This is a genomic window from Streptomyces sp. LaPpAH-108, assembly GCF_000373625.1.
GTDB lineage: Bacteria > Actinomycetota > Actinomycetes > Streptomycetales > Streptomycetaceae > Streptomyces.
On sequence record NZ_KB891996.1, the window covers coordinates 141,270 to 166,464 of the forward strand.

Consider the following 25,195-nt stretch of genomic DNA (forward strand, 5'->3'; position numbering starts at 1 on the left):
GGGCTGTCCGTCGGCGGAACGGGGGCCAGTTGGGTGGTCGGCGGGTCCTGGGGTGCGGGACGGTCGGCCGGGGGCGGCTGCGGGGCGCCCCCGGGGGCGGCTGCCGCGCCGGAGGCGTCCTGCCGGGGCGCAGCCGCCGGGAGTTCGTCCGGCGTGGCCGTCACGCGGGGCTCGGGTGCGGCGGAGTCGGCCGGGCGCGGTGGGGCCGTGGCGGGCTCCTCCGGTGCCGGAGCCTGCTGCGCCTCACCGGAGGTGCCCCGCTCGGGGTCGTTGGGGGGTGGCTGGGTCATGGGGTGGATACCTCGAGGTGGGGACGCGGGGCCTGGGTCACTTGCCGAAGGCCATCATCAGCTTTTCTTTGTCGTCGTCGTTGCCGGTCAGCCGGTTCGAGGAGAGATAGAACCGGCCGTCGGCCCAGGCGATCGAGCTGCTGAAGAAGGTGTCCTCGATCTCCGCGGTCGAGGAGGGGTTCCGCAGCAGCGTGCCCGGCTTGTGCGAGGACCCGGAGAGCGGGATCGCGACGACCCGGCCCCCCGTGTCGTACGACGCGTGCACATAGGCGACGAGCTTGCCGCCCTCCGCCTTGATCGGGGTCATCGACTCGTCCGTGGGCGACTTGACGCGCCATTTCTCCTTGCCGGTGGCGAGGCTGACGGCGACGACCTCGTTGGGCCCGGTGGTCTTGCTGGTGGGCAGGAAGAGCGTGTCGTCGGCGACGACGGCCCCCTGGCAGCCCTGGAGCGCCCGGCTGAGCACCGCCCACCCGCAGCTGGTGGTGAACTTCTCGTCCACCTTCACCTCGGAGCGGAACGTCCCGCTGTCGGTGAGGGTGGAGATGTTCCACGCCTTCTTGTCGTCGTTGACGAGGTAGATCACCAGCGGGTTCACCGAGTACGCGTGCTGGACCCGCCAGCCCTTCTTGATCTTCTGCGTCCACTTCACCTTGCCGGTGGCCGCGTCGAGCTGGCGTACCTCGTCGTGCTCGTTGCTGCCGCCCGTGCCGCAGGAGGCGACCTGGATCAGCCGTCCGCCGCCGCCCGTGAAACCGGCGGGAAAGCAGTCCTCGCCGTACTTCTTGGACTCGTACATCGTGCGCCCGGTGCGGATGTCGAACGCGACGCCCGACTGGGAGCGCCCCACCAGCAGGGTGTTGCCGCTGGTGATGAGCTGCACGTTCAGCGCGCTGTCGAACAGGCCGCCCTCGGGGACCTCCCGGTGCCAGCCCTTCTTGCCGGTGCCGAGGTCGATCTGCTGGAGCTGGTTGCACTTGGCGCGGTCGCTGACGCCGTTCATGTACCCGACGACGATCTTGCCGTCGGCCGGGTCCGGGGTGACCGCGCAGATCTTCTGCGGGAAGGTGATCGGGGCCCAGGCGGGGGTGCCGTCGGCCACGCGGTAGGCGAAGACCTGCTTGTACGCGGCTTTCACCGCCGTACTGCCGGTGATCCACATGCCGGGGGCGTCCGCGCCCGAACCCGGGGCGTCGGGGGCGGTCTTGTACCAGAGGACCTTCGCCTCGCCGGGCTTGCGGCCCGCGTTGAGGTCGTCGGTGTCGGAGCCGCCGTCGCCGCTGCCGTCACCCGGGTCGACCGGGGCGGTGACGGTCGGCTTGGGGTCGTCGCTCTGGTGCGCGACGGGCTTCTTGCCGCCGGAGTCGCCGGAGGTCACGGCGTAGACGGTGCCGCCGACGAGGAGCAGGGCGGCGGCGACGGCGCCCGCGATGATGGCCGTCTTCTTGCCGTTGCCGCCGGAGCCCGGCGGGGTGCCGGGGGCGCCGGGGTACGGCTGCTGGGGGTACCCGCAGGGGCCGGGCTGCTGGGCGTAGGGGCCACCGGGGGGCGGGCCGTAGGGGGCGGCGCCGCCGGGCTGGGGCGGATACCCGTAGGGGCCCGGCTGCTGCCCGTACGGGCCGGGCTGGGCGTAGGGGCCGGGCTGCTGCGGGAAGCCGTAACCGGGCTGCTGCGGCGGGGTGTTCGGCGGCTGAGCGTGCGGTGGCTGGGCCGGGGGCGGCGGCGGGTTCTGCGGGGCGCCGAAGCCGGGGTGCGGCGGCGGGCTCTGCGGCGGCTGCCCCTGCGGTGGCTGCGGCTGGGGCGGCTGGCCCTGCGGCGGCTGGTCCTGCGGTGCTCCGAATCCGCCCTGCGGCGGCTGACCGGGTGGCTGAGTCATCAGCGCTGCTCCCCCTCGTCCACTGATTTTTAGCCAAGTGCTCCGAGGCGGGCGGCCGACCGCAAGCCGGACACGCGCTCCCCCGAACGGCTCTTTTCTATCACCCGCCGCCGACAGCACAGGAGCGCACGAGAGCCGGTCCTCCCAAGCGTTCCCAAGGGAGGACCGGCCCGTGATGCCTCCGTTACGCGTCCTCGGCCAACTCCAGCCAGCGCATCTCCAGTTCCTCGCGCTCGTCGGCAAGACCCCGGAGCTGGGCGTCGAGTTCGGCCACCTTGCCGAAGTCGGTGGCGTTCTCCGCGATGGCCGCGTGGAGCTTGGCCTCCTTCTCGGAGATCTTGTCCAACTGGCGCTCGATCTTCTGGAGTTCCTTCTTCGCGGCGCGCTGGTCGGCGGCGCTGCGCTCGGGGGCGGCGGCGCTCTTCGGGGCGGGGGCGGACACGGCCACCGCCTCCTCCATCCGCTGGCGTCGCTCCAGGTACTCGTCGATGCCGCGCGGCAGCATCCGCAGCGTGCCGTCGCCGAGGAGGGCGTACACCTTGTCGGTGGTGCGCTCGACGAAGAAGCGGTCGTGGGAGATGACGATCATCGAGCCCGGCCAGCCGTCGAGGACGTCCTCCAGCTGGTTCAGGGTCTCGATGTCGAGGTCGTTGGTGGGCTCGTCCAGGAAGAGGACGTTGGGCTCGTCCATGAGGAGGCGCAGCAGCTGGAGGCGGCGGCGCTCACCGCCGGAGAGGTCGCCGACCGGCGTCCACTGCTTCTCCTTGCTGAAGCCGAACGTCTCGCACAGCTGGCCCGCCGTCATCTCGCGGCCCTTGCCGAGGTCGACGCGCTCGCGCACCTGCTGCACGGCCTCCAGCACCCGGGTGGCGGGGTCGAGTTCGGCGACCTCCTGGGAGAGGTAGGCGAGCTTGACGGTCCTGCCGACCGCGATGCGTCCGGCGGCGGGCTGGGCCTCGCCCTCGGTGCGGGCGGCCTGGGCCATGGCGCGCAGCAGGGAGGTCTTGCCCGCGCCGTTGACGCCGACCAGGCCGATGCGGTCGCCGGGGCCGAGCTGCCAGGTGACGTGCTGGAGCAGCAGCTTGGGACCGGCCTCGATGGAGACGTTCTCCAGGTCGAAGACGGTCTTGCCGAGCCGCGAGGAGGCGAACTTCATCAGCTCGCTGGTGTCGCGGGGCGGCGGCACGTCCTTGATCAGCTCGTTGGCGGCCTCGACGCGGAAACGGGGCTTGGACGTACGGGCCGGGGCACCGCGTCGCAGCCAGGCCAGCTCCTTCCTGACCAGGTTCTGCCGCTTGGCCTCCTCGGTGGCGGCGATGCGCTCGCGCTCGGCACGGGCGAAGACGTAGTCGGAGTAGCCGCCCTCGTACTCGTACACGTCGCCGCGCTGCACGTCCCACATGCGGGTGCAGACCTGGTCCAGGAACCACCGGTCGTGGGTCACGCACACCAGCGCCGAGCGGCGCTCGCGCAGATGCCGGGCGAGCCAGGAGATGCCCTCGACGTCCAGGTGGTTGGTGGGCTCGTCCAGGACGATGAGGTCCTGCTCCTCGATGAGCAGCTTCGCCAGCGCGATACGGCGCCGCTCACCACCGGAGAGCGGACCGATGACCGTGTCGAGCCCCTTGGGGAACCCCGGCAGGTCGAGCCCGCCGAACAGCCCGGTCAGCACGTCCCTGACCTTGGCGTTGCCCGCCCACTCGTGGTCGGCCATGTCCCCGATGACCTCGTGCCGGACGGTGGCCTCCGGGTCGAGCGAGTCGTGCTGCGTCAGCACCCCGAGCCGCAGCCCCCCGGAGTGCGTCACCCGCCCGCTGTCGGCCTCCTCCAGCCGCGCGAGCATCCGGATCAGCGTGGTCTTCCCGTCCCCGTTCCGCCCGACGACCCCGATCCGGTCCCCCTCCGACACACCGAGCGAGACACCGTCCAGCAGGGCACGCGTGCCGTAGACCTTGCTGACGTTCTCGACATTGACCAGGTTGACGGCCATTTCACTCCTGTGCGCGCGGGGCGGATCAGCCTTCAAGCGTAGGGCCTGCGGGGGTGAGGGCGGGGCGCGAGGGGCCGGTCACCCTTTGTGATGACGTGATCGGGATTCGGCGGCTACCGTGGTGGGGAGGCAGCAGGATCCCGTTCATGGGAGGAACCATGACCGCCGAGTCCGTCGAGCACCGCGTCCAGTGGCCGGTGCCGCCGCAGGACGGCTACACCGTGGACGACCTGTTCACGCTGCCCGATCTCCCGCCGCACACAGAGCTGATCGACGGGAGCCTGGTTTTCGTGAGTCCGCAGCGTCGTTTTCATTACCTTGCGATCGATCTGCTGTTCAACGGGCTGCACGCGGCTCTCCCCCCGGAGTTCAGCGTCGAACGGGAGATGGCCGTCGTCCTCGACGACCGCAACGGCCCTGAACCCGATGTATGTGTGGTCCGTGCCGACGCGGTGACCGGGCTGGACCAGACCCGATTTCAGGCTCGGGACGTCCTGCTCGCCGTGGAGGTCGTCTCCCCCGAGTCCGGTTCCCGCGACCGTACGACCAAACCGCAGAAGTACGCCGCCGCGGGTATCCCGGCCTTCTGGCGTGTCGAGCAGGACGGACCCACCGGCAACCCCCTCGTCCATGTGTACGAGATCGACCCGCTCACCAAGTCCTACGTGCACATGGGCCTGCACCGGGACAACCTCAAGGTCGACAAGCCCTACCCGATCGGCATCGACCTGACCGCGATCGGACGGCGCTGACCGGCTCAGATCACCAACGCCCCCGGCGCAGGCCCGGAAGCCACCCGTACCGTCCGGCACGTGCCGGAGGCCAGCAGGGCTTCCGCGACCTTCGCCGCCGACTCCGCGTCCCGGGTCAGGAAGGCCGTCGTGGGGCCCGAGCCGGAGACCAGGGTGGCGAGGGCGCCCGCGTCACGGCCTGCCGCCAGGGTGTCGGAGAGTTCCGGGTAGAGGGAGAGCGCGGCGGGCTGGAGGTCGTTCGAGAGGGTGGCCGCCAGGGCGTCCGGGTCGCCCTTGGCGAGGGCGTCCAGGAGGTCCGGGGAGGCGACCGGCTCGGGGATGTCGCGGCCCTCGGCCAGGCGGTCGAACTCGCGGAAGACCGCCGGGGTGGACAGGCCGCGCTCCGCCATCGCGAAGACCCAGTGGAAGCCGCCGCCGATGTCGAGCGGGGTGAGGCGTTCGCCGCGCCCGAGGCCGAGGGCGGCGCCGCCGACCAGGCTGAAGGGCACGTCGCTGCCCAGCTCGGCGCAGATGTCCAGGAGTTCCGGCAGGGACGCCCCCGTACGCCACAGCGCGTCGCAGGCGACCAGCGCGCCCGCGCCGTCCGCGCTGCCGCCCGCCATGCCACCGGCGACCGGGATGTCCTTGACGATGTGGAGGTGCACGGCGGGGTCGATGCCCCGGCGCTCGGCGAGGGCGAGGGCCGCGCGGGCGGCCAGGTTGGTGCGGTCCAGCGGGACGGACGCGGCGTCCGGGCCCTCGCAGGTGATCCGGAGTTCGTCGGCCGGGGTCACGGTCACCTCGTCGTAGAGGCCGACCGCGAGGAAGACGTTGGCGAGGTCGTGGAAGCCGTCGGGCCGGGCGGCGCCGACCGCGAGCTGGACGTTGACCTTGGCCGGTACCCGTACCGTGACGCTCACGCGCCCGCCCCCTTGTGCTCCGCGATCCGCGCGAACTCCTCCACCGTCAGCGACTCGCCGCGCGCCTGCGGGGACACCCCGGCCGCGACGAGGGCCGCCTCGGCCGCGGCGGCCGAACCGGCCCAGCCGGAGAGCGCGGCGCGCAGGGTCTTGCGGCGCTGCGCGAAGGCCGCGTCCACGACCGCGAAGACCTGCTCCCTGGTGGCGGTGGTCCTGACCGGCTCGGTGCGGCGGACCAGGGAGACCAGGCCGCTGTCGACGTTCGGCGCGGGCCAGAAGACGTTGCGCCCGATGGCACCGGCCCGCTTGACCTCGGCGTACCAGTTGGCCTTCACCGAGGGCACGCCGTACACCTTGGAGCCGGGCGCGGCGGCGAGCCGGTCGGCGACCTCGGACTGGACCATCACCAGGGTGCGCTCGATGCTCGGGAAGGTGGCGAGCATGTGCAGCAGCACGGGGACGGCGACGTTGTAGGGCAGGTTCGCGACCAGCGTCGTGGGCGGCGGGCCCGGCAGCTCGTCGACGAGCATCGCGTCGGAGTGGACCAGCGCGAACCGGTCGGCGCGCTCGGGCATCCGGGCGGCGATGGTCGCGGGCAGCGCGGCGGCGAGCACGTCGTCGATCTCGACGGCGGTGACCCGGTCGGCGGCCTCCAGCAGGGCGAGGGTGAGGGAGCCGAGACCCGGCCCCACCTCGACCACCACGTCGTCGGGGCGTACCCCGGCGGTGCGGACGATGCGGCGGACCGTGTTGGCGTCGATCACGAAGTTCTGACCGCGCTGCTTGGTGGGCCGCACGCCGAGCACGGCCGCCAGTTCGCGGATGTCGGCGGGTCCGAGCAGGGCGTCGGGGGTGGGGCTACTCACGGAACAAGGGTACGGGGCGGCGGCGGGCCTCCCGCCCGGCGGACGGCGCGGCGGGGCCGTACGGCGGTCGCGGGGACGGTCCGAGAGTGCCCGGTTGCCGCTCCGTACGGGCGCGAAGAGCGCCCGGCCCGCGCCCCCGCTCACCCCCGCAGCCGCCCTCCGCAATGCGGCCACGGACTCGTCCCGTGCCGCAGATAGAGCTTCTTCGCACGGTAGGTCTGCTCCTCGGCCGGGGCGTCCTGCGGGCGGCCCTGGCCGCCGAGGCTGCGCCAGGTGGGGGTGTCGAACTGGTAGAGGCCGCCGTAGGTGCCCGAGGGGTCGACGGCGTCGGGGCGCCCGCCGGACTCGCAGACGGCGAGGGCGTGCCAGTTCAGGTGGTCGGCGCCGCCCACGGAGGCGGGGCGCTGCCGGGTGCCGTAGCGGACCTTCCCCCGGCGCGGCTCGCGCACCACCTCGGAGCCCTCCAGGCGCGGGCGCTGCCGTACGCCGTTGACGGTGCGCACCAGATAGGTGACCCGGCGCAGCCCCGGGCTGCCCTGCCGGTCGACCACCTCGGTGCCCTGGAAGAGGCTCGGGTCCTCGGTGCGCTCGACGGTGTACGCGATCGGTTCCTCGCGGACCTCGCGGGTGCCGGTCACGCGCAGCACGGTGACGGTCTGCCCGTCGCGCGGGAAGCTCGTGGCGGGCACGGAGGTGGTGTCCTCGCCGTGCAGGGTGATCCCGGCCTGGTCCAGCGCCTCCCGGACGGTGGCGGCGTTGGTGCGGACGGTGCGGCTGCGGCCGTCCGCGACGAGGGTGACGGTGCGCTCGGTGCGCACGTCGAAGCGGAGCCCGGCCCGCCCGATGGGCTGGGAGCGCGAGACGGAGAGGTAGGCGCCCTCCGCCCGCACCCCGAACTGCCGGAGCGCCTCCTCCACGGTGTCGGCGGTCGTCCACACCGTGCGCCGCTCGCCGTCGATGGTGAGCCGGAGGGGGCGGCCGTGGCGGACGGTGATCTCGTCGCCGTCGGTCAGCGGGGTGCCGGGGGCGGGCGCGACCACGTCGTGGCGGCCGAGCCGGACGCCCTCCTCCCGGAGCAGGTCGGTGACGTCGTCGGCGAAGGTGTGCAGGGTGCGGTGGCCGCCGTCCACGGTCAGCTCGACGGACTTGTCCTCGGCGACGAACGCGCTGGTGCCGCCCGCGAGGAAGGCGACGACGAGGGCCTGCGGGACGAGCCTGCGCACGGCGGACTCGGGGCGCTCGCCGGACCACGAGCGGGACCGGGCCCGGCGGCGCGCGGCGCGTCCGCCCTCGGCCACCGTCGCCGTCGCCGTCGCCGGTACGTCGTACACGTCCGGTGCCGGTCGTGGCACCGGCAGCGCGGGCTCGGTGGCGAGGTACGCCTCGGCCTCGTAGGCGGGCCGGTAGGTGTCCGGGCCGCCCGGCAGGTCGTACGGCAGGGTCCGCGCGCTGTGCGGGGCGCCGGAGTCGGGCACCGTGGGCGCGACGGTCCCGTGGGTGCCGTGCGGTCCCACGGGGCCGTACGTCTCGTACTGCGACTTGGTCACGCCGACACACGCTCCAGGGGGCCAGAGGGGTCCGGTTCGGGCCCCCAGAACCTAGCGGAGCGGGCGTCACTCTCCAAAGCGACGCGACTACGGTCCGTCGCGCCTCGAACGGGCGCTCAGTACCCGAAGGCGCGCGCCGTGTTCGCGGCGAGCGCGGTGGCGAGGGTGTCCTCGTCGGTGCCGCGTACGGCGGCCATGGCGCGCACGGTGACCGGGATCAGATACGGCGCGTTGGGGCGGCCCCGGTACGGCGCCGGGGTCAGGAAGGGCGCGTCGGTCTCGACCAGGACCAGTTCCGGCGGGGCCACGGCGAGCGCGTCGCGCAGATTCTGGGCGTTCTTGAAGGTGACATTGCCCGCGAAGGACAGGTAGTAGCCCTCGCGGGCGCAGATCCCGGCCATGTCGGCGTCGCCGGAGTAGCAGTGGAAGACGGTGCGCTCGGGGGCGCCCTCCTCCTTGAGGACGCGCAGGACGTCGGCGTGGGCGTCGCGGTCGTGGATGACGAGGGCCTTGCCGTGCCGCTTGGCGATCTCGATGTGGGCGCGGAAGGAGCGTTCCTGCGCCTCCTTGCCCTCGGGGCCGGTGCGGAAATAGTCGAGCCCGGTCTCGCCCACGCCCTTGACCTGCGGAAGCGCGGCGAGGCGGTCGATCTCGGCGAGGGCGTCGTCCAGCGCCGCGTCACCACCCGGCGTACGGGCCCCCTGCCGGGACCAGCCGTCGGGATCGCCGTGGACGATGCGCGGCGCCTCGTTCGGGTGAAGGGCGACGGCCGCGTGGACGCTGTCGTACGCGGCGGCCGTCTCGGCGGCCCAGCGGGAGCCCGCGAGGTCGCAGCCGACCTGGACGACGGTCGTCACCCCCACGGACGCGGCCTTCGCCAGGCCCTCCTCGACGGTGCCGGACTGCATGTCGAGGTGGGTGTGCGAGTCGGCCACGGGCACCGCCAGGGGTGCCGGGAGCGGCGGGGCCGCGTGCTTGTCGTCCTGGGCGGGACCGGCGTTCGAAGGCATGTGCCGATCCTACGGAAGCCCGCGCTCAGCTCGCCCGGCGCTGGAAGGGATGCAGCAGGTCGGAGAGGTGCCAGTGGTGCGGCTCGGCCTGCGGCGGCGCGGCGACGGGTCGTACGGCGTGCGACCTGGGCTGGGCGCAGGCACGCACCGAGGACACCTGCCCGGCGCGCATGATCCGCACCACGTGGCCGTCGCAGTTCTGGCAGGCGGGTCGGCTCAGCGGGGACGGCACGACCCGCCCGTCCGCCACGTACCGGACGCACTCGTGGCCCTCGGTGTCGGTGTGGTGCGCTATCTCGTACGACTGCTCCCAGCCGTGCCCGCAGCTCATGCAGGCGAAGGAATACGACTCGTGAACAACGGCGGTGGCCGTCTCCCGGAGGCCGACCGGCCCTGCGATCTCGCTCATGCCCGCTCCTCTTGTGCGCCGGAGGCGAGGGACGAGGTGGTCCCTTCGACCAGTGGACGCCGGACGGTGAGCGAGCGCATCCGTCCTGTCGAGTATTGGACCCGTTTTGGCCCGCCCTTGCCGAAACGCCCCTCCTCCAGGGGCGGCCCTTTGCCTGCGCCCCGCCCCTTTTGCCCCCGCATGGGGCGCACCTCCGGCGCACCGGAGAGCAGCGGTACGCCTCGGCCCGTGACTTCAGCCCGTGACTTCAGCCCGCCGTCTTCTTCGACGCCACCACCGCGTCGAACACCACCCGCTTCGGCAGTCCCGCCTCGGCGGCGACGGCGGCGATGGCTTCCTTGCGGCGTTCGCCGGCGTCCTCGCGGACGCGGACGCGGCGGACGAGTTCGGTGGCGTCCAGGTCCTCGGGGCCGGGTTCGGGGGCGCCTTCGACGACGACGGTGATCTCGCCGCGCACCCCGTCGGCGGCCCAGGCGGCGAGGTCGGCCAGGCCCCCGCGCTTGACCTCCTCGTACGTCTTGGTCAGCTCGCGGCAGACGGCGGCGCGGCGCTCGGGGCCGAAGACCTCGGCCATCGCGGCGAGGGTGTCGTCCAGGCGGTGCGGGGCCTCGAAGTAGACGAGGGTGCGGCGCTCGCCCTCGACCTCGCGGAGCCGGGAGAGGCGTTCGCCCGCCTTGCGCGGCAGGAAGCCCTCGAAGCAGAAGCGGTCGACCGGCAGCCCGGACAGGGCGAGCGCGGTGAGGACGGCGGAGGGTCCGGGCACCGCGGTGACCTTGACGTCCTTCTCGACGGCCGCCGCGACCAGCCGGTACCCGGGGTCGGAGACCGAGGGCATCCCCGCGTCCGTGACGAGCAGCACCCGCGCCCCGCCCAGCAGCTCCTCCACCAGCTCGGGGGTGCGCGCCGACTCGTTGCCCTCGAAGTACGACACGACGCGCCCGCGCGGTGTCACCCCGAGGGCCTGGGTGAGGCGGCGCATCCGGCGCGTGTCCTCGGCGGCGATCACGTCGGCGCCCGCCAGCTCCTCGGCCAGCCGGGGCGGGGCGTCCGCGACGTCGCCGATGGGTGTACCTGCGAGGACAAGGGTTCCAGTCACGCCCCCATCCTCCCAGGGCCCCCGGGGCGGACGGAAAACGATCGCGTCCCCATCGATACCGCACATGCACGGGACTCACACAGCGCGTTTCCCTACCATGGCGCGGTGACCAGTACCGCGTCCTCCACGGACCTCCGGCAGGGCCAGGCGCCGCCCGACGACGAGCGGCCCTCCTGGCAGCGGCGGCTGCGCCGATTCGGCTACGCGCCCGCGGGAGGCGCCCCGGGGGGAGCCGACGTACGGGACCGCCTGGTGCCGCCGTACGCCGAGCCCTCGCCGCGGCTGTGGCAGGTCCTGGGCGTGCCCCCGCTGCTCGCGGACCGGATCACCCGCTGGTCGGCGTGGGGCGGCCCGCTGCTCGTGACGCTCCTCGCGGGCGTGCTGCGCTTCTGGAACCTGGGCAGCCCGCGGGCGGTGATATTCGACGAGACGTACTACGCCAAGGACGCCTGGGCCCTCGTCCACCGGGGCTTCGAGGTCAACTGGGACAAGAACGCCAACGACGCGGTCCTCCAGACGCACGGCCACCTCTCCGTCCCGCTGGACGCGGCGTACGTCGTGCATCCACCGGTCGGCAAGTACGTGATCGGGCTCGGCGAGCTGCTCTTCGGGTTCGACCCGTTCGGCTGGCGCTTCATGACCGCGCTGCTCGGCACGCTGAGCGTGCTGATGCTGTGCCGGATCGGGCGCCGGATCTTCCGGTCGACGTTCCTCGGCTGCCTGGCGGGCCTGCTGATGGCCCTCGACGGCCTGCACTTCGTGATGAGCCGGACCTCGCTGCTCGACGGCGTGCTGATGTTCTTCGTGCTGGCGGCCTTCGGCTGTCTGATCCTGGACCGCGACCGCTCACGCGCGAGACTGGCAGCCGCGCTCCCGGTCGGCGAGGACGGCCGGGCCCGCCCGGACGCGGCCGTCGCGGACACCTTCCGCCTCGGCTGGCGCCCCTGGCGCTGGGCGGCCGGTGTGATGCTGGGCCTGGCCTTCGGCACCAAGTGGAACGGCCTGTACATCCTGGTCGCGTTCTGCGTGATGGCGGTGCTGTGGGACGTGGGCGCGCGCAAGGTCGCGGGCGCCCGGCACCCGTACGAGGCGGTGCTGAAGCACGACACCGGCATCACGTTCCTCGCGACGGTCCCGGTGACGATCGCCGTCTACCTGGCTTCCTGGACCGGCTGGATCCTCTCCCCCACGGACGGCACCGGCGGCTACTTCCGCGACTGGGCCGCGACCGCGGGCAAGGGCGGCTCCTGGACCTTCCTGCCGGACTGGCTGCGCAGCCTGTGGCACTACGAGCACGAGGTCTACGAGTTCCACGTCCACCTCTCGTCCCCGCACACCTACCAGTCCAACCCGTGGAGCTGGCTCGTGCTGGGCCGCCCGGTGTCGTACTTCTACGAGTCCCCCTCCCCCGGCACCGACGGCTGCCCGGCGGACACCGCGGGCAAGTGCGCCCGCGAGGTGCTGGCCATCGGCACCCCGGCGCTGTGGTGGGCGGGCTGCGCGGCGCTGCTGTACGTCCTGTGGCGCTGGGCCTTCCGCCGCGACTGGCGGGCCGGTGCCATCGCCTGCGGCATCGCGGCCGGGTATCTGCCCTGGTTCATGTACCAGGAGCGGACGATCTTCCTCTTCTACGCGGTCGTCTTCGTGCCGTTCCTGTGTCTCGCGGTGGCGATGATGCTCGGCGCGATCATCGGCCCGGCGCACTCCAGCGACACCCGCCGGGTGGTCGGTGCGACGGGCGCGGGCGTCCTGGTGCTGCTGGTCGCCTGGAACTTCATCTACTTCTGGCCGCTGTTCACGGGCACGGCGATCCCGATCGACCAGTGGCGGTCGCGGATGTGGCTGGACACCTGGGTGTAGCCCGTTCCTTGTCGACGGCCCGGCGGCTCACCGCCGGGCCGTCGCCGTTTCCGGGGCCGGGTACGCGGCGAGCAGCGTCTCGGCGGCCTTCTCGCTGATCAGGTAGACGGCGGAGGCGATGAACAGGCCCGGGATGTCGGGGAAGACGGAGGCGTCGACGACGCGCAGCCCCCGCACGCCGCGCACCCGGAAGTCGCCGTCGAGCACGGCCGCGGGGTCGTCGTCGGAGCCGATCTTCGCGGTGCCGCAGGCGTGGTGGCCCCAGGACTGGGTGCGGATCCAGTCCTCCAGCCGACCGGTGGTGCGGACCTCGGGCCCGGGGACCAGTTCGCGGGTGACACCGGCGTCGGCCGCGTGGGCGATGACGTCGCGGGCGATCTCGATCCCGTCGACCATGCCGCGCAGGTCCTCCTGCCAGCCGGGACTGCCCTCGGAGAAGTAGTGGAACCGGATGTCCGGCGGCTCGGCGGGGTCGGCGGAGCGCAGGCTCACCACGCCGCCCCGGTTCTTGGTGTGCCCCTTGAGGACGACCACGGCCAGCCGGTCGCGCGCGTGCGAGCCGTCCTCCGCGTAGCCCGGGTAGTAGCCGTGGAAGTCGACGGGCAGCACCAGCAGCATGAGGTCGGAGTCGCCGTCGGCGACGCTCGACCCGGCGATGAGCGTCGCCAGCAGCCCGTTGGTCGAGTAGGGCCCGCCGTGGTCGTCGTCCCACTCGCCGATCAGCGCGTCGCGGGGCTGCCCGGGGGCGGGGACGTTCAGCGAGGAGCCGTCGAACAGGGCGTAGTCGTGATCGAGTTCGGCGACCACGGACGCCTCGTAGCGGTCGTGGAGGTTGCGTCCCACGCCGGGGGCGTCGACGCGTACGGGGATGCCGAGCCGTTCCAGTTCCGCGCGGGGCCGATGCCGGAGAGCATGAGCAGCTGCGGGGTGTTGTAGGTGCCGCCCGCGAGGACGACCTCCTTGGTGGCGTACGCGATGCCCTCGGCGCTCTCGTCCTCGGTCAGGTCGGCGGGGTCGGGGTCGAGACGGCAGGTCTCGTGCGAGGAGGCGCCGTACGCCCGGTGCTGTTCCCGGTAGGCGACGCCCACGGCCCGGTCGCCCTCGAAGAGCACCCGGGTCACCAGCGCGTCCGTCCTGATCGTCAGCCGGTCGCCGACCTGACGGCGTACGTCGAGCAGCCGCTCGCGCGAGCCGTTGCGCACGCCGTCGGCCACGGCGGTCGGGACGAACCCCATGCCCTGGAAGTCGGGCGGGGTGTCGGCGGCGTTCGGGTCGCGGGGCAGCGGCACGTCGTCGGGGATGCCGAAGCGGTCGCGGGCGGTCCGCTCCACCGCGCCGATGATGTCGAGGAACCTCGGCTCCCGGCCCGCCAGAGCGGGTGCGGCCCGGGTCGTGCCGAGCCAACCGTCCGTGCCGTGGCGGGCCTTGGCGTCCCGCTCGGCGGGCGTCTCGCCGGGCAGCGGCTCGGCGTCCTGGCCCTGCCAGTGCTCGAGGCGCCGGAAGCGCTCGCGCATGGCCTCGGTGGACCAGCCGGTGTCGCCGGTGAGTTCCACCAGCCGCTCCCACTCCTTGCCCTGCGGGAAGAGGGTGATGAGCGCGTTCACCGTCGTACTGCCGCCGAGGGAACTGCCCCGAGGATAGAGAACGCCGTTCTCCGCGTCGACGAATTTCCGGTCCTCGCGCTGGTTCTCCCGTACGAAAAAGCTCCACGCCGAGCACTGTGCACCTGCGGAAAGAGCCGCGCCACCCACCGCCTCGCGCCCCTCTGACAGGCCCGTTCGCGCGCGTTGGCCTGGGCGAGGGGCGCCCGAGAACCATCACCGACACAAAGGCTGTGAGCACGATGGCAACGGCTTCCGGCGAGCTGAGCAAGGAGCCGACTCCGGACCCGGCCGAGGACAACGCCTATTTCCCGTCGCCGTATTCGCTGAGTCAATACACCGCGCCGAAGACCGACTTCGCCGGCGTGAAGCACAAGGACGCCTATTCCGGCGACAAGAAGGCGCACCATCTGATGGAGGCGGGCTTCGACATCGACGTGGCCACCGTGGGCGGCTATCCGGCGAAGCTGGAGCTGTGGGCGCTGCCGGAGGAGGACGAGGCCGTCCTGTCCGCCTTCGAAGCGCTCAAGCCGAAGCTCAAGAACCCCCTGGACCTCGCGGACGTCGTCGCGGACGATCTCGGCGAGGACTCGAAGTACGTCGCCGTGTTCATCCCCGGCGGGCACGGGGCCGTGGTGGGGCTGCCCAGGAGCGAGGACGTGACACGGACGCTGGACTGGGCCCTGGCGAACGACAAGTACGTCATCACCCTGTGCCACGGCCCCGCGGCGCTGCTCGCGGCCTCCCTGGGCAAGACGGAGTCGCCGTTCAAGGGCTACTCGGTCTGTGTCTTCCCGGACGCGCTCGACGAAGGACCCAACCTGGACATCGGCTATCTGCCCGGACGGCTGCAGTGGCTGGTCGCCGGGCTGCTGCGGGAGCAGGGCCTGACCGTCCTCAACGACAAGATGACCGGCCAGGTCCACCAGGACCGCAGACTCCTCACCGGCGACAGCCCGCTCGCCTCCAACGCGCTCGGCCTGCTGGCGGCGGACGCGCTGGTGGAGGCGACGCGGGACGAGGGCTGAGAGGCGGCTCGGGCGAGGGGAGAGCGGGAGGGGCCCCGGAAGGCAGGCGGTACCCGCCGATACGCCAGGTTTCGCCACCCCCGCACGTCCCCGGCCTGCGGTTTCTCCATTCGCCATCCGAACGCGCCAGTCGAACACCCCGGCGCCCGCCACCGGCAAACCGGGGCGAACCCCCCGTAGGCCCGGGCGCCGGACGCTTGAGCGAGGGGGGTCGGTTGGGGTTGGCTCTCTCCTCGGAGGCTCCAGGGGGAGGGCCTTCCGCACGGCCCCCGCGGCCTTGAGGCCCGGCTCCGGAACGCACCCCGGAGCCGGGCCGGCGACCGGGGGCCCCGGTGGGTCCGGCCGGTCCGACGTCGGCCGGACTCACCCCCACGCGTCCCGCCCGGAGACGCGCCCGCGCCACCCCCGCGCCACCACAAAGGGCCCGCGCACCACGGCCGTCGGCCGCGCAACATCTCCATTCGGTCAACAATCGACAACTCTCTTCACGAGGGGCCCACGAGCGGTCCACGAGCGCATACAGTTCCCCCGCACCGATTTTTGAACGCGTTCAGTACATCGGGCGCGACGGTCGCACCACGGGGACACGGGGACACGGGGCTGGGGAGGGACACGTCATGGGCAGGAAAGTCAAGATCGCTGTCGTCAGCGGGGTCTGCGCCGCGATGCTGGGCGGCGCGGGCTACGGGATGTACAACGTCGCCTCCGCGCTGGGCGGGACCGGGGTCAGCAGCGCGCCCAAGGTGAAGACCGGACCGCCCGACCGGGACGAAGTGGCCGAGACCAGCAAGGCGTTCTTCGCCGCCTGGACCAGGAACCAGCCCGAGCGCGCGGCCACGTACACCAACTTCCCCGAGGAAGCCCAGCAGTTGCTCACCGCGTACGGCGACGACGCGCACATCACCGGCGTCCGCATCACCCCCGGCAAGGCCGACGGCACCACCGTGCCGTTCAAGGTGAGCGCGCAGGTGTCGTACGGCGAGAAGTCCGAACCGATCGCGTACAGCAGCGAGTTGACCGTGGTGCGCGGGGTGAACTCGCACCGGCCGCTGGTCGACTGGGAGCCCTCGGTGGTCTACCCCCGGCTGGAGAAGGGGGACACGCTGACCATCGAGGAGGCCGCGAGCCCGCAGGTGGAGGCCGTGGACCGGGACGGCAAGGTGCTGACCCGGGAGAAGTACCCCTCGCTCGGCCCGATCCTCGACGAACTGCGCCGGCGCTACGGGGACAAGACCGGTGGCCGGGGCGGCGTGGAGCTGGTGATCCGGCATCAGGACGCGGCGGACGGGGACACGGCCGCCGACACCACCTTGATGACGCTGGTCAAGGGCCGCACCGGCAAGCTCAGGACCACCCTCAGCGCGGGCGCGCAGGCGGCGGCCGAGTCGGCGGTCGCCGACTACACCAACTCCTCGGTGGTGGCGGTCAAGCCGAGCACCGGCGAGATCCTGGCGGTCGCCAACCACCGCGACGACGGCTTCAACGCGGCCTTCCTCGGCGAGCTGGCGCCCGGCTCGACCATGAAGATAGTCAGCGCCGCGACCCTCATCGACCACGGCCTGACCACCGCCAACGGCCCGGCGCCCTGCCCGGCCAGCGCCGTCTGGCAGAGCCAGACCTTCAACAACCTCGCGGACATGAAGCCCAACGAGCAGGCCACGCTCTCCGAGAGCTTCGCCCGCTCCTGCAACACGGCGTTCGTGAAGTTCGCGGACGACGTGCAGCCGGACTGGCTGACCAAGGAGGCCGGGCAGCGGTTCGGGATCGGGCGCAACGACTGGAAGATCGGCGTGCCGTCCTTCGACGGCCGGGTGCCCGCACCGGGCGGCCCCGACACGGCGGCCGGGCTGATCGGCCAGGGCCAGGTGCAGATGAGCCCGCTGAACATGGCCTCGGTGACCGCGACCGCGCTGACCGGTGTCTTCCGCCAGCCGGTGATCGTGCCGCTGAGCCTGGACGGCCGCAAGCCCGCCACCGCCCAGGGCCTGCCCGCCGCCACGTCCCAGCAGTTGCGCGAGATGATGAACCGCACCGCCCGCTCCGGCACCGCCGCGGGCGTGATGGCCCGGATGAGCGGCGTCATCGGCGCCAAGACCGGTTCCGCCGAGGTGGACAGCCAGTCGAAGTCCAACAGCTGGTTCACCGGCTACCGCAACGACGTGGCCGCCGCGGCGGTCACCGAGGACGGCGGCCATGGCATCGACGCCTCCGGCCCGATTGTCGCAAGAGTGCTACGGAGCACGGGCTGAGAACAGCCACTCGACGCGGGACTCTAGGGTGGTGCAGTCGTTGGGGAAGTGTGAGGGCTGCGCGGACCCCGGGGAGAGCGCGGAGGGCTTGGGACTGTGGGCAAGAGAAGGCGTGCCGCCGAGCGGCCGAAGACCAGACCCGCCGTACTCGGCGGGATGATCGCCGTGGTCGTCGGCGGCGCGGGCTTCGGCCTCTACGCGCTGTACGAGGGCGGCGCGTCGGCCGACGACCGGACCCTGTCGGACCACAAGGAGGTCAAGACGGGTCCGCCGAGCGCCCTCGAGGTGAAGACGGCCGCCACCCGCTTCCTGACGGCCTGGCAGAAGAACGACCCGGCCAGGGCCGCCGCCGTCACCGACGACGCCCCCGCCGCCACCGCCCTGCTCACCGGCTACACCAAGGACGCCCGGCTGAAGGACGTCACCCTCACCGCGGGCAAGCGCGCGGGCGCGAAGGTGCCGTTCTCGGTGAAGGCGACCGTCTCCTTCGAGGGCACCGACAAGCCGCTGGCGTACGACAGTTCACTGACCGTGGTGCGCCGTAAGTCCGACGGCGCGGCGGTGGTGGACTGGCAGCCTTCCGTCGTCCACCCGGATCTGAAGGACGGCGACAAGCTGGTCACCGGCGAGTCCGGCACCCCGCCGATCAAGGCCCTGGACCGTGACGGCGGCGAGCTGACGACGGCCGAGTTCCCTTCCCTGGGCACGGTGCTGGACGGCCTGCGTGAGAAGTACGGCAAGCAGGCGGGCGGCACAGCGGGCGTGGAGCTGCGCGTGGTGCGCGGCAAGGCGTCCGAGAAGGCCGGGCTGTCCGACAAGACGCTGGTGGCGCTGAGCGCGGGCACCCCGGGCACGGTGAAGACCACGCTGAGCCCGACGCTCCAGGCGGCGGCCGAGCAGCAGGTGGACAAGCGGGAGAAGGCGTCCGTGGTCGCCCTGCGCGCCTCCACCGGGGAGATCCTGGCGGTCGCCAACAGCGGGCACGGCTTCAACACCGCGTTCCAGGGCTCGCTGGCCCCCGGTTCCACCATGAAGATCATCACCTCCTCGCTGCTGATCGAGAAGGGCCTGGCGTCGCCGGACAAGAAGCACCCCTGCCCGAAGACGTACACGTACGGCGGCTGGAAGTTCCACAACGACGACGACTTCTCGATCAAGGGCGGCACCTTCAAGGCGAGCTTCGGGCGCTCCTGCAACACCGCCTTCATCAGCCAGGCGAAGAAGCTGAAGAACGACGACCTGACCAAGCAGGCGCAGCAGGTCTTCGGCCTCTCCATGGACAACTGGCAGATCGGCGTGCCGACACTGGACGGCTCGGTGCCGGTGCAGTCGGCGGCCCCGATGGCGGCCTCGCTGATCGGGCAGGGCGGGGTGCGGATGAACCCGCTGAACATGGCGTCGGTCGCGGCGACCGTGAAGACGGGCACCTTCCACCAGCCGTACCTGGTCGCGCCGTCGGTGGACCACCGCACGCTGGCGACCGCCTCGCGCACCCTGTCCGCGAAGACGCTGGCCGATCTGCGGGAGCTGATGCAGTTCACCGCGGCCTACGGCACCGCCGCCGAGGCGATGGCCGGGCTCGGCCCGGACTACGGCGCGAAGACCGGCTCGGCCGAGGTGGACAACCAGAAGAAGCCCAACGGCTGGTTCACCGCCTACAAGGGCGACCTCGCCTCGGCGGGCGTGGTCCAGGCGGGCGGCCACGGCGGCGACACGGCGGGGCCGATCGTCGCGACCCTGCTGAAGCTCGGGAGCTGACCCGCCCGGCCCCCGCGTGAGAACGAGCCCGTCCCCAGCTCAGCTGCGGACGGGCTCGGCCGTGTAGGTGCGGCGCAGGAAGCGCATGAGGGCTTTGACGTCGAACTGCACGACCTCGACGCCCTGCGGGGAGTGGAACTCCACGACCGCCTGGACCCGGCCGCACGGCCAGACCCGTACGTCCCCGTCACCGCTCTCGGCGGGGGCCCGCAGCCCTTCCTCCAGGAGCGCGCGGGAGAAGGTCCACTCCTGCGGTCCGGGCAGCCCCACGCGGACCGACCAGGGGTCGGTGTCGGGGTCGTAGGTCAGCATGACGGGTACGGCTCCCGGCTCGTCCTCGTCCGTCTCGTCCGTCACGATGTGGGCGCGCGCGTACTGCTCGACTACAGACATCGGATCGCCCTCTCACATGGGGTGACATCGCCGGAGCCGTCCATCCACCTCGTCTCTAATGTCCCATATTTTCCGATTTACGCCCCCGGAGTGCCGAGACTTCACCAACGGAGACCCCCTCCCTCTTGCAAAGGGTTTGCAACAAGCCTCTAAAATCACCCTGTGCATGTACCTGACGGATTCATCGACGCCCCGACCTCCGCCGTCACCGGAGTGGTCGCCGCCGGCGCCCTCGCGGTGAGCCTGCGCGGTGCCCGCCGCGAGCTGGGCGAGGAGCGCGCCGCACCGCTGGCCGGACTGGTCGCGGCGTTCATCTTCGCCGTACAGATGCTCAACTTCCCCGTCGCGGCCGGAACAAGCGGCCACCTCCTGGGCGGTGCGCTCGCCGCGATACTCGTCGGCCCCTATACGGCCGTGCTCTGTGTGTCGGTCGTGCTGCTCATGCAGGGCGTGCTGTTCGCGGACGGCGGGCTGACCGCGCTCGGCGTGAACATCACCGACATGGCGATCACGACCACCGTCGTCTCGTACGCCGTCTTCCGCGGGCTGCTCGCGCTGCTGCCGCGCACCCGGCGCTCGGTGACCGCCGCGTCCTTCGTGGCCGCGCTGGTCTCCGTACCGGCCGCCGCCGTGGTCTTCACGCTGATCTACGCGATCGGCGGCACCACCAACGTGTCCCTCGGCAAGGTCGCCACCGCGATGATCGGCGTCCATGTGCTGATCGGCATCGGCGAGGCCGTGATCACCGCGCTCACCGTGGGCGCCGTCGTCGCCGTACGCCCCGACCTGGTCTACGGCGCGCGCGGACTGCGCCAGAAGCTCCGGCTGCGGGTCGACGGCGAGCTGGTGGACGCCACCGACGCCGCCCCGGCCCCGGTGGCCGCGCGTACCTCCCGGCGCACCCTGTGGCTCACCGGCCTGGTCGCCTCGCTGGTGCTCGCCGGGTTCGTCAGCTTCTACGCCTCCGCGAACCCCGACGGCCTGGAGAAGGTCGCCCACGACCAGGGCATCGACCGCAAGGCCGAGCGGCACGCCTCCGCCGACTCCCCGCTCGCGGACTACGGCGTCAAGGACGTGTCCGACGCGCGTCTGTCGGGCGGACTCGCGGGCGTGATCGGTGTGGGCGTCACGGTGGTGGCGGGCAGCGCGGTGTTCTGGGCGGTGCGCAGGCGCCGCGAGACCGCACCCGCGGAAGCCTGACATGGGCGCCGGACACGCCCACCGCCTCTACCGGCACGGGCACTCCCCGGTGCACGCGCTGCCCCCGCACACCAAGCTGGCCGCCACGCTCGCCTTCGTCGTCGTGGTGGTCGCCACCCCACGCGAGGCGATGTGGGCGTTCGGGGTGTACGCGGTGCTGCTGGCCTGCGTCGCGTACCGGGCCCGCGTGCCCGCCGGGTTCCTGCTGCGGCGGCTGCTGATCGAGGTGCCGTTCGTGGCGTTCGCGGTGCTCATGCCGTTCGTGGCCGAGGGCGCGCGGGTGCACTGGCTCGGCCTCTCGCTGAGTGTGGACGGCCTGTGGGGCGCCTGGAACGTCCTCGCCAAGGGCACCCTCGGCGTCGCCGCCTCCGTCCTGCTCGCGGCCACCACGGACCTGCGCGAGCTGCTGCTCGGCCTCCAGCGGCTCAAGCTGCCCCCGCTGCTCGTCCAGATCGCCTCCTTCATGATCCGCTACGGCGACGTCGTCACCGACGAGATGCGCCGCATGCGCGTCGCCCGCGAGTCCCGCGGCTTCGAGGCGCGCGGCGTACGGCACTGGGGCGTCCTCGCCAAGTCGGCGGGCGCCCTGTTCATCCGCTCCTACGAACGCGGCGAGCGCGTCCACCTCGCCATGATGAGCCGGGGCTACTCCGGCACGATGCCGGTCATCGACGAGATCACCGCGTCCCGCACCCAGTGGTCGTACGCCCTGACCCTCCCGGCGACCGCGCTGCTGGTCTGCCTGCTGGGCTGGGCCCTGTGAGGGATGTGCTGGGATGGACGACGTGAGTACTGCTTCGCTGGAGGTCTCCGGCCTCGCCTTCGCCTACCCCGACGGCCACCAGGCGCTGTTCGGGGTCGACTTCTCGATCGCGCGCGGTGAGCGGGTCGCGCTGCTCGGCCCGAACGGCGCGGGCAAGACGACGCTCGTGCTGCATCTGAACGGCATCCTGGGCGGCGGCACCGGCACGGTGACCGTGGCGGGGCTGCCGGTCGGCAAGCGGCACATGGCGGAGATCAGGCAGCGGGTCGGCATCGTCTTCCAGGACCCCGACGACCAGCTGTTCATGCCGACCGTGCGAGAGGACGTGGCCTTCGGCCCGGCCGCCGCCGGACTCAAGGGCGCCGCACTGGAAGAGCGTGTACGGAGCGCCCTTGACCGGGTCGGCATGGCGGACTTCGCGGACCGCCCCCCGCACCACCTGTCCTTCGGCCAGCGCCGCCGGGTGGCGGTCGCGACCGTGCTCGCGATGGAGCCGGAGATCCTGGTCCTGGACGAGCCGTCCTCCAACCTGGACCCGGCCTCCCGACGCGAACTGGCCGACATCCTGCGCGCGTTGGACGTGACCGTCCTCATGGTCACCCACGACCTGCCCTACGCCCTGGAGCTGTGCCCCCGCTCGCTCATCCTCAGCGACGGGGTGATCGCGGCGGACGGCCCGACCGGCGAACTGCTCGGCGACGACACACTGATGCGGGCGCACCGTCTGGAGCTGCCGTTCGGCTTCGACCCGAAGGCCGTGACGCGGGGCGCCTGACATGTGAGCCGTGTCCCACCGAGGAATCGAAGGCCACGCCCCCCGTGTTTCACTCGTGAGCGCAAGCCAGTGAAGGGGCTCGGGTGTGGAAGCGAACGTGAACGGCACGGTGGCCGAGGGCTTCGAAGCGGTCGGGGAGGCGTTCGCGGCGAACTTCGCCCGACTCGGTGAGCGCGGCGCGGCCGTCACCGTCTACCGGGACGGCCACCGAGTCGTCCACCTGTGGGCAGGCACACGAGACGTGGACGGAACGGAGCTTTGGCAGGAGGAGACGGCACAGATCATCCGCTCCGCGACCAAGGGCGTCGTAGCCGCCGCACTCCTCCTCCTGCACCAGCGCGGCGAACTGGACCTGGACGCGCCGGTGGGCGAGTACTGGCCGGAGTACAAGGCGAACGGCAAGGAACACACCCTCGTACGGCACCTGCTCGCACACCGCGCGGGCGTGCCCGTACTGGACACCCCCCTCACCCCCGAGCAGGCCGCCGACCCGGACCTCGGCGCGGCGGCCGTGGCCGCACAGGCACCGGTATGGGAGCCGGGCACCGCCCACGGCTACCACGCGCAGACCTTCAGCTGGCTCACCGGCGAGCTGATCCGCCGGATCACCGGCCGCCCGGTGGGCGAGTGGATCGCGGACGAGATCACCACCCCGACCGGCGCGACCCTGTGGCTGGGCCTGCCCGAACAAGAACAAACCCGAGCGGGCCGCGTAGGCCCGGTGGAGCCACCCCCCATCGAAGGCGCCCTGCGCACCCGCCCCAAGAAGGCCGTAGCAGCCGCGTACGCCGACCCGGACTCCCTCACCCGCCGAGCCTTCGCCGCGATCACCCCCCTCCCGGACGAGAACGCCCTCACCTACCGAGCCGCCACCCTGCCCGCCTCCAACGGCATCGCGACGGCGGACGGCCTGGCCCGGCTGTACGCCTCGCTGATCGGCGAAGTGGAGGGCGGAGTACGCCTGTTCACCCCGGAGACGATGGAACTGGCCCGCACGGAACAATCGTCAGGCCCCGACCAGGTCCTCGTGGTGAACACCCGCTTCGGCCTGGGCCCCATGCTCCACAGCCCCGCCTCCCCCTTCCTGACCCCCCACTCCTTCGGCCACCCCGGCCGAGGCGGCGCCCTGGGCTTCGCGGACCCCGAGACAGGCATCGCCTTCGGCTACATCACCAACGCCTTCCAGCCAGGCGTAACAGCAGACCCAAGGGCCCAGTCCCTGGTACGAGCACTACGGGAAGCACTGCAAGGCTGAGGAACGACCGGGACGTAGGACAGACCCCACGACCCGCACGTACCGACGACGCGAACCGACGACGCGAACCAGCGACCGCCGACCGCCGCACAACGCACCGGACGGCCGCAGACGGCGAGAAGGGGCCGTGGCGGGGGGTGTCCGCCCGCAGCGGCCGGCGAAAACACGTTGAACTTCTCGATATGCAGCCCGCCGGACCGAGGACGGACACCCCCCGCCGCGGCCCCGCCCCACGACGACGCAGCCGCGACGGAAGCGACCACCGGCGGAAGGCCGGACAAGCCGGACAAGCCACCGCCAGGCGACCTACACGTGGATCGGGTGCGAGATCCGCCCCGAGTCCTGGTCGATCTCCTCGTGCGCCTTCTCCAGCAGACGCATGGCGATCTCGTTGAGCGCCCGAGCCCCCGCGATCTCCTCACCGACCCGCGGCTGATTGTTGTCGACCTGGTGCCGGGTAGCGTGCCCATGGGCACGCACCTCACTGCCATCGGGCAGACGCACCATGGCCACCGCGCGCGTGTGCTGGTCGTCCTCCATGAACTCCAGCTCGACATGCCACCCCACAGTGGTGTGCATCATGACGACCACCTCCGGAAAACCTCTGCTTCCAGGGTGCGCCGACGCGCAGCGAATCTCATGTCGACAGCCCCGGCGCCAAGCTCACTCCCCCGGCTTCTCCTCGAAGCTGGCGAAGTAAGCGGCGGCCATGTCCTCACCCCCGTGCCCCTGCGCAGCGGCCCGGGCGAACCGCTCGGCGGTCGCCTCGGCGAGATCGAGCCGTACACCCCCACGCTCCGCCGCCGCGAGGATCAGCCGCGCGTCCTTCTCGGCGGTGGCGACGGCGAAGGACGCCGGGGTCAGCCTGCCGTCGAGCACGAGCGCGCTCTTGGCCCGCAGATACCCCATGTCCAGCGGCCCGCCCTCGATCAGCGAGAAGAAGGACTGCGGGTCGACACCGAGGGCCTGCGCGAGCGCCAGCACCTCACCGGTCGCGGCGGTGACGGCGAGCACCCAGTCGTTGGCGACGAGCTTGAGCCGACTGGCGCTGGCCTCCGCGCCGTCCTCACCGGTCCACACGGTCCGGGAGCCGACCGCGTCGAAGACCGGCAAGAGCGCCGCACGGCCCTCCTCGGGCCCGGCCGCGAGGACGGTGAGCGCCCCGGCCTCGGCGGGCTCGCGGGTGCCGAGGACGGGGGCGTCGTAGAAGAGGAGCCCGTGCTCGCGGGCGAAGGCGGCGAGTTCGCCGGTGAGTTCGGTCCCGGCGGTGGTGCACTGCGCCCACACGGTGCCGGGGTGCAGCGCGGGGACGGCCTCGCGCATGACGTCGAGGACGGTTCCGCCGTCGTACAGCATGGTCAGGACCACATCGGCGCCCTCGACGGCCTCGGCGGGCGTGCCGGTGACCCGTACCCCGTCGGCGGCCAGCGGCTCGGCCTTGGCGCGGGTGCGGTTCCAGGCGCGGACGCCGAGCCCGGCGCAGGCGAGGTTGCGGGCCATGGCGGCGCCCATGATGCCGGTGCCCAGGACGGCGACGGTCGGCTGTGCGGTCGTCATGTGACGGCTCCCTGTCGATGC

The 25,195-nt window shown here is 72.3% G+C and carries 22 protein-coding genes; 9 read left to right on the forward strand and 13 right to left on the reverse strand.

Features of this window, described 5'->3' with window-relative positions:
* Positions 1-327 precede the first annotated feature (327 nt).
* A complete protein-coding gene (locus B079_RS0122860) occupies positions 328-2,166 on the reverse strand; it encodes a PQQ-binding-like beta-propeller repeat protein (protein ID WP_018548170.1) in 1,839 nt (612 codons plus the stop codon).
* A 184-nt stretch (positions 2,167-2,350) separates the two neighbouring features.
* Positions 2,351-4,156 carry an ABC-F family ATP-binding cassette domain-containing protein gene (locus B079_RS0122865; protein WP_018548171.1) on the reverse strand — a complete coding sequence of 602 codons (1,806 nt, stop codon included), beginning with the start codon at positions 4,154-4,156 and terminating at the stop codon, positions 2,351-2,353.
* A 146-nt stretch (positions 4,157-4,302) separates the two neighbouring features.
* On the opposite strand from B079_RS0122865, the gene B079_RS0122870 reads away from it, so the two are divergent.
* Complete coding sequence (locus B079_RS0122870) at positions 4,303-4,908, forward strand: Uma2 family endonuclease (RefSeq protein ID WP_106432365.1); 606 nt, start codon at positions 4,303-4,305, stop codon at positions 4,906-4,908.
* Positions 4,909-4,913: 5 nt separating this feature from the next.
* Here B079_RS0122870 and B079_RS0122875 read toward each other — a convergent pair whose 3' ends face one another.
* The 6 genes from B079_RS0122875 to rsmI all read right to left on the reverse strand — a co-directional run bounded on the left by B079_RS0122875 (position 4,914) and on the right by rsmI (position 10,735).
* Positions 4,914-5,807, reverse strand: coding sequence for a 4-(cytidine 5'-diphospho)-2-C-methyl-D-erythritol kinase (locus B079_RS0122875; protein WP_018548173.1), 894 nt, complete (start codon positions 5,805-5,807; stop codon positions 4,914-4,916).
* A complete protein-coding gene (gene rsmA / locus B079_RS0122880) occupies positions 5,804-6,673 on the reverse strand; it encodes a 16S rRNA (adenine(1518)-N(6)/adenine(1519)-N(6))-dimethyltransferase RsmA (RefSeq protein ID WP_018548174.1) in 870 nt (289 codons plus the stop codon). The genes B079_RS0122875 and rsmA overlap by 4 nt, the downstream gene beginning before the upstream one ends.
* Positions 6,674-6,813: 140 nt before the next feature.
* Positions 6,814-8,220, reverse strand: coding sequence for a resuscitation-promoting factor (locus B079_RS36360; protein ID WP_018548175.1), 1,407 nt, complete (start codon positions 8,218-8,220; stop codon positions 6,814-6,816).
* Positions 8,221-8,336: 116 nt separating this feature from the next.
* Positions 8,337-9,230 (reverse strand): TatD family hydrolase, encoded by an 894-nt coding sequence (locus B079_RS0122890; protein WP_018548176.1) that lies wholly within the window; start codon positions 9,228-9,230, stop codon positions 8,337-8,339.
* 25 nt (positions 9,231-9,255) lie between these two features.
* Positions 9,256-9,639 carry a hypothetical protein gene (locus tag B079_RS0122895; protein ID WP_018548177.1) on the reverse strand — a complete coding sequence of 128 codons (384 nt, stop codon included), beginning with the start codon at positions 9,637-9,639 and terminating at the stop codon, positions 9,256-9,258.
* A 247-nt stretch (positions 9,640-9,886) separates the two neighbouring features.
* Complete coding sequence (gene rsmI, locus B079_RS0122900) at positions 9,887-10,735, reverse strand: 16S rRNA (cytidine(1402)-2'-O)-methyltransferase (RefSeq protein WP_018548178.1); 849 nt, start codon at positions 10,733-10,735, stop codon at positions 9,887-9,889.
* Between the two features lie 105 nt (positions 10,736-10,840).
* On the opposite strand from rsmI, the gene B079_RS0122905 reads away from it, so the two are divergent.
* On the forward strand, positions 10,841-12,595 hold the full coding sequence (locus tag B079_RS0122905) for a dolichyl-phosphate-mannose--protein mannosyltransferase (protein WP_018548179.1): 1,755 nt from the start codon (positions 10,841-10,843) through the stop codon (positions 12,593-12,595).
* A gap of 27 nt (positions 12,596-12,622) precedes the next feature.
* Here B079_RS0122905 and B079_RS35560 read toward each other — a convergent pair whose 3' ends face one another.
* Positions 12,623-13,438 carry a GMC oxidoreductase gene (locus B079_RS35560; protein WP_234016851.1) on the reverse strand — a complete coding sequence of 272 codons (816 nt, stop codon included), beginning with the start codon at positions 13,436-13,438 and terminating at the stop codon, positions 12,623-12,625.
* Positions 13,351-14,199: a GMC family oxidoreductase N-terminal domain-containing protein gene (locus B079_RS35565; protein WP_051095257.1), complete on the reverse strand. Its 849-nt coding sequence runs from the start codon at positions 14,197-14,199 to the stop codon at positions 13,351-13,353. The genes B079_RS35560 and B079_RS35565 overlap by 88 nt, the downstream gene beginning before the upstream one ends.
* Positions 14,200-14,438: 239 nt before the next feature.
* Here B079_RS35565 and B079_RS0122915 point away from each other — a divergent pair, with 239 nt between their 5' ends.
* From B079_RS0122915 to B079_RS0122925, 3 genes are all read left to right on the forward strand, one after another.
* Complete coding sequence (locus B079_RS0122915; RefSeq protein WP_026248971.1) at positions 14,439-15,224, forward strand: DJ-1/PfpI family protein; 786 nt, start codon at positions 14,439-14,441, stop codon at positions 15,222-15,224.
* 617 nt (positions 15,225-15,841) lie between these two features.
* Positions 15,842-17,473: a penicillin-binding transpeptidase domain-containing protein gene (locus tag B079_RS0122920; protein WP_018548181.1), complete on the forward strand. Its 1,632-nt coding sequence runs from the start codon at positions 15,842-15,844 to the stop codon at positions 17,471-17,473.
* 96 nt (positions 17,474-17,569) lie between these two features.
* On the forward strand, positions 17,570-19,231 hold the full coding sequence (locus tag B079_RS0122925; protein WP_026248972.1) for a penicillin-binding transpeptidase domain-containing protein: 1,662 nt from the start codon (positions 17,570-17,572) through the stop codon (positions 19,229-19,231).
* 39 nt (positions 19,232-19,270) lie between these two features.
* On the opposite strand, the gene B079_RS0122930 is transcribed toward B079_RS0122925, so the two are convergent.
* Positions 19,271-19,624, reverse strand: a complete 354-nt coding sequence (locus B079_RS0122930; protein ID WP_018548183.1) for an SsgA family sporulation/cell division regulator — start codon at positions 19,622-19,624, stop codon at positions 19,271-19,273.
* 162 nt (positions 19,625-19,786) lie between these two features.
* Between B079_RS0122930 and B079_RS0122935 the strand changes: the two genes are divergently transcribed.
* The 4 genes from B079_RS0122935 to B079_RS0122950 all read left to right on the forward strand — a co-directional run bounded on the left by B079_RS0122935 (position 19,787) and on the right by B079_RS0122950 (position 23,617).
* Entirely contained in the window at positions 19,787-20,824 is a 1,038-nt protein-coding gene (locus tag B079_RS0122935) for an energy-coupling factor ABC transporter permease (protein ID WP_018548184.1), read from the forward strand.
* A gap of 1 nt (position 20,825) precedes the next feature.
* Positions 20,826-21,587 (forward strand): cobalt ECF transporter T component CbiQ, encoded by a 762-nt coding sequence (gene cbiQ, locus B079_RS0122940; protein ID WP_018548185.1) that lies wholly within the window; start codon positions 20,826-20,828, stop codon positions 21,585-21,587.
* Between the two features lie 13 nt (positions 21,588-21,600).
* Positions 21,601-22,362 (forward strand): energy-coupling factor ABC transporter ATP-binding protein, encoded by a 762-nt coding sequence (locus tag B079_RS0122945; RefSeq protein WP_018548186.1) that lies wholly within the window; start codon positions 21,601-21,603, stop codon positions 22,360-22,362.
* Positions 22,363-22,447: 85 nt separating this feature from the next.
* Positions 22,448-23,617 (forward strand): serine hydrolase domain-containing protein, encoded by a 1,170-nt coding sequence (locus tag B079_RS0122950; protein ID WP_018548187.1) that lies wholly within the window; start codon positions 22,448-22,450, stop codon positions 23,615-23,617.
* Positions 23,618-23,923: 306 nt separating this feature from the next.
* Here the strand turns inward: B079_RS0122950 and B079_RS0122955 are convergent, their stop codons facing one another.
* Positions 23,924-24,199: a DUF1876 domain-containing protein gene (locus B079_RS0122955; protein ID WP_026248973.1), complete on the reverse strand. Its 276-nt coding sequence runs from the start codon at positions 24,197-24,199 to the stop codon at positions 23,924-23,926.
* A gap of 81 nt (positions 24,200-24,280) precedes the next feature.
* The gene (locus tag B079_RS0122960) at positions 24,281-25,174 is read right to left on the reverse strand and encodes an NAD(P)-dependent oxidoreductase (RefSeq protein WP_018548189.1); all 894 of its coding nucleotides are present in this window, start codon (positions 25,172-25,174) and stop codon (positions 24,281-24,283) included.
* Between the last annotated feature and the right edge of the window lie 21 nt (positions 25,175-25,195).

Bases quoted from the DNA above. Each gene is read 5' to 3' on its own strand.
- B079_RS0122860 (WP_018548170.1), bottom strand. From the start codon at position 2,166: ATGACTCAGCCACCCGGTCAGCCGCCGCAGGGCGGATTCGGAGCACCG.
- B079_RS0122865 (WP_018548171.1), bottom strand. From the start codon at position 4,156: ATGGCCGTCAACCTGGTCAATGTCGAGAACGTCAGCAAGGTCTACGGC.
- B079_RS0122870 (WP_106432365.1), top strand. From the start codon at position 4,303: ATGGGAGGAACCATGACCGCCGAGTCCGTCGAGCACCGCGTCCAGTGG.
- B079_RS0122890 (WP_018548176.1), bottom strand. From the start codon at position 9,230: ATGCCTTCGAACGCCGGTCCCGCCCAGGACGACAAGCACGCGGCCCCG.
- B079_RS0122895 (WP_018548177.1), bottom strand. From the start codon at position 9,639: ATGAGCGAGATCGCAGGGCCGGTCGGCCTCCGGGAGACGGCCACCGCC.
- B079_RS0122915 (WP_026248971.1), top strand. From the start codon at position 14,439: ATGGCAACGGCTTCCGGCGAGCTGAGCAAGGAGCCGACTCCGGACCCG.
- B079_RS0122920 (WP_018548181.1), top strand. From the start codon at position 15,842: ATGGGCAGGAAAGTCAAGATCGCTGTCGTCAGCGGGGTCTGCGCCGCG.
- B079_RS0122930 (WP_018548183.1), bottom strand. From the start codon at position 19,624: ATGTCTGTAGTCGAGCAGTACGCGCGCGCCCACATCGTGACGGACGAG.
- cbiQ (WP_018548185.1), top strand. From the start codon at position 20,826: ATGGGCGCCGGACACGCCCACCGCCTCTACCGGCACGGGCACTCCCCG.
- B079_RS0122945 (WP_018548186.1), top strand. From the start codon at position 21,601: ATGGACGACGTGAGTACTGCTTCGCTGGAGGTCTCCGGCCTCGCCTTC.
- B079_RS0122955 (WP_026248973.1), bottom strand. From the start codon at position 24,199: ATGATGCACACCACTGTGGGGTGGCATGTCGAGCTGGAGTTCATGGAG.
- B079_RS0122960 (WP_018548189.1), bottom strand. From the start codon at position 25,174: ATGACGACCGCACAGCCGACCGTCGCCGTCCTGGGCACCGGCATCATG.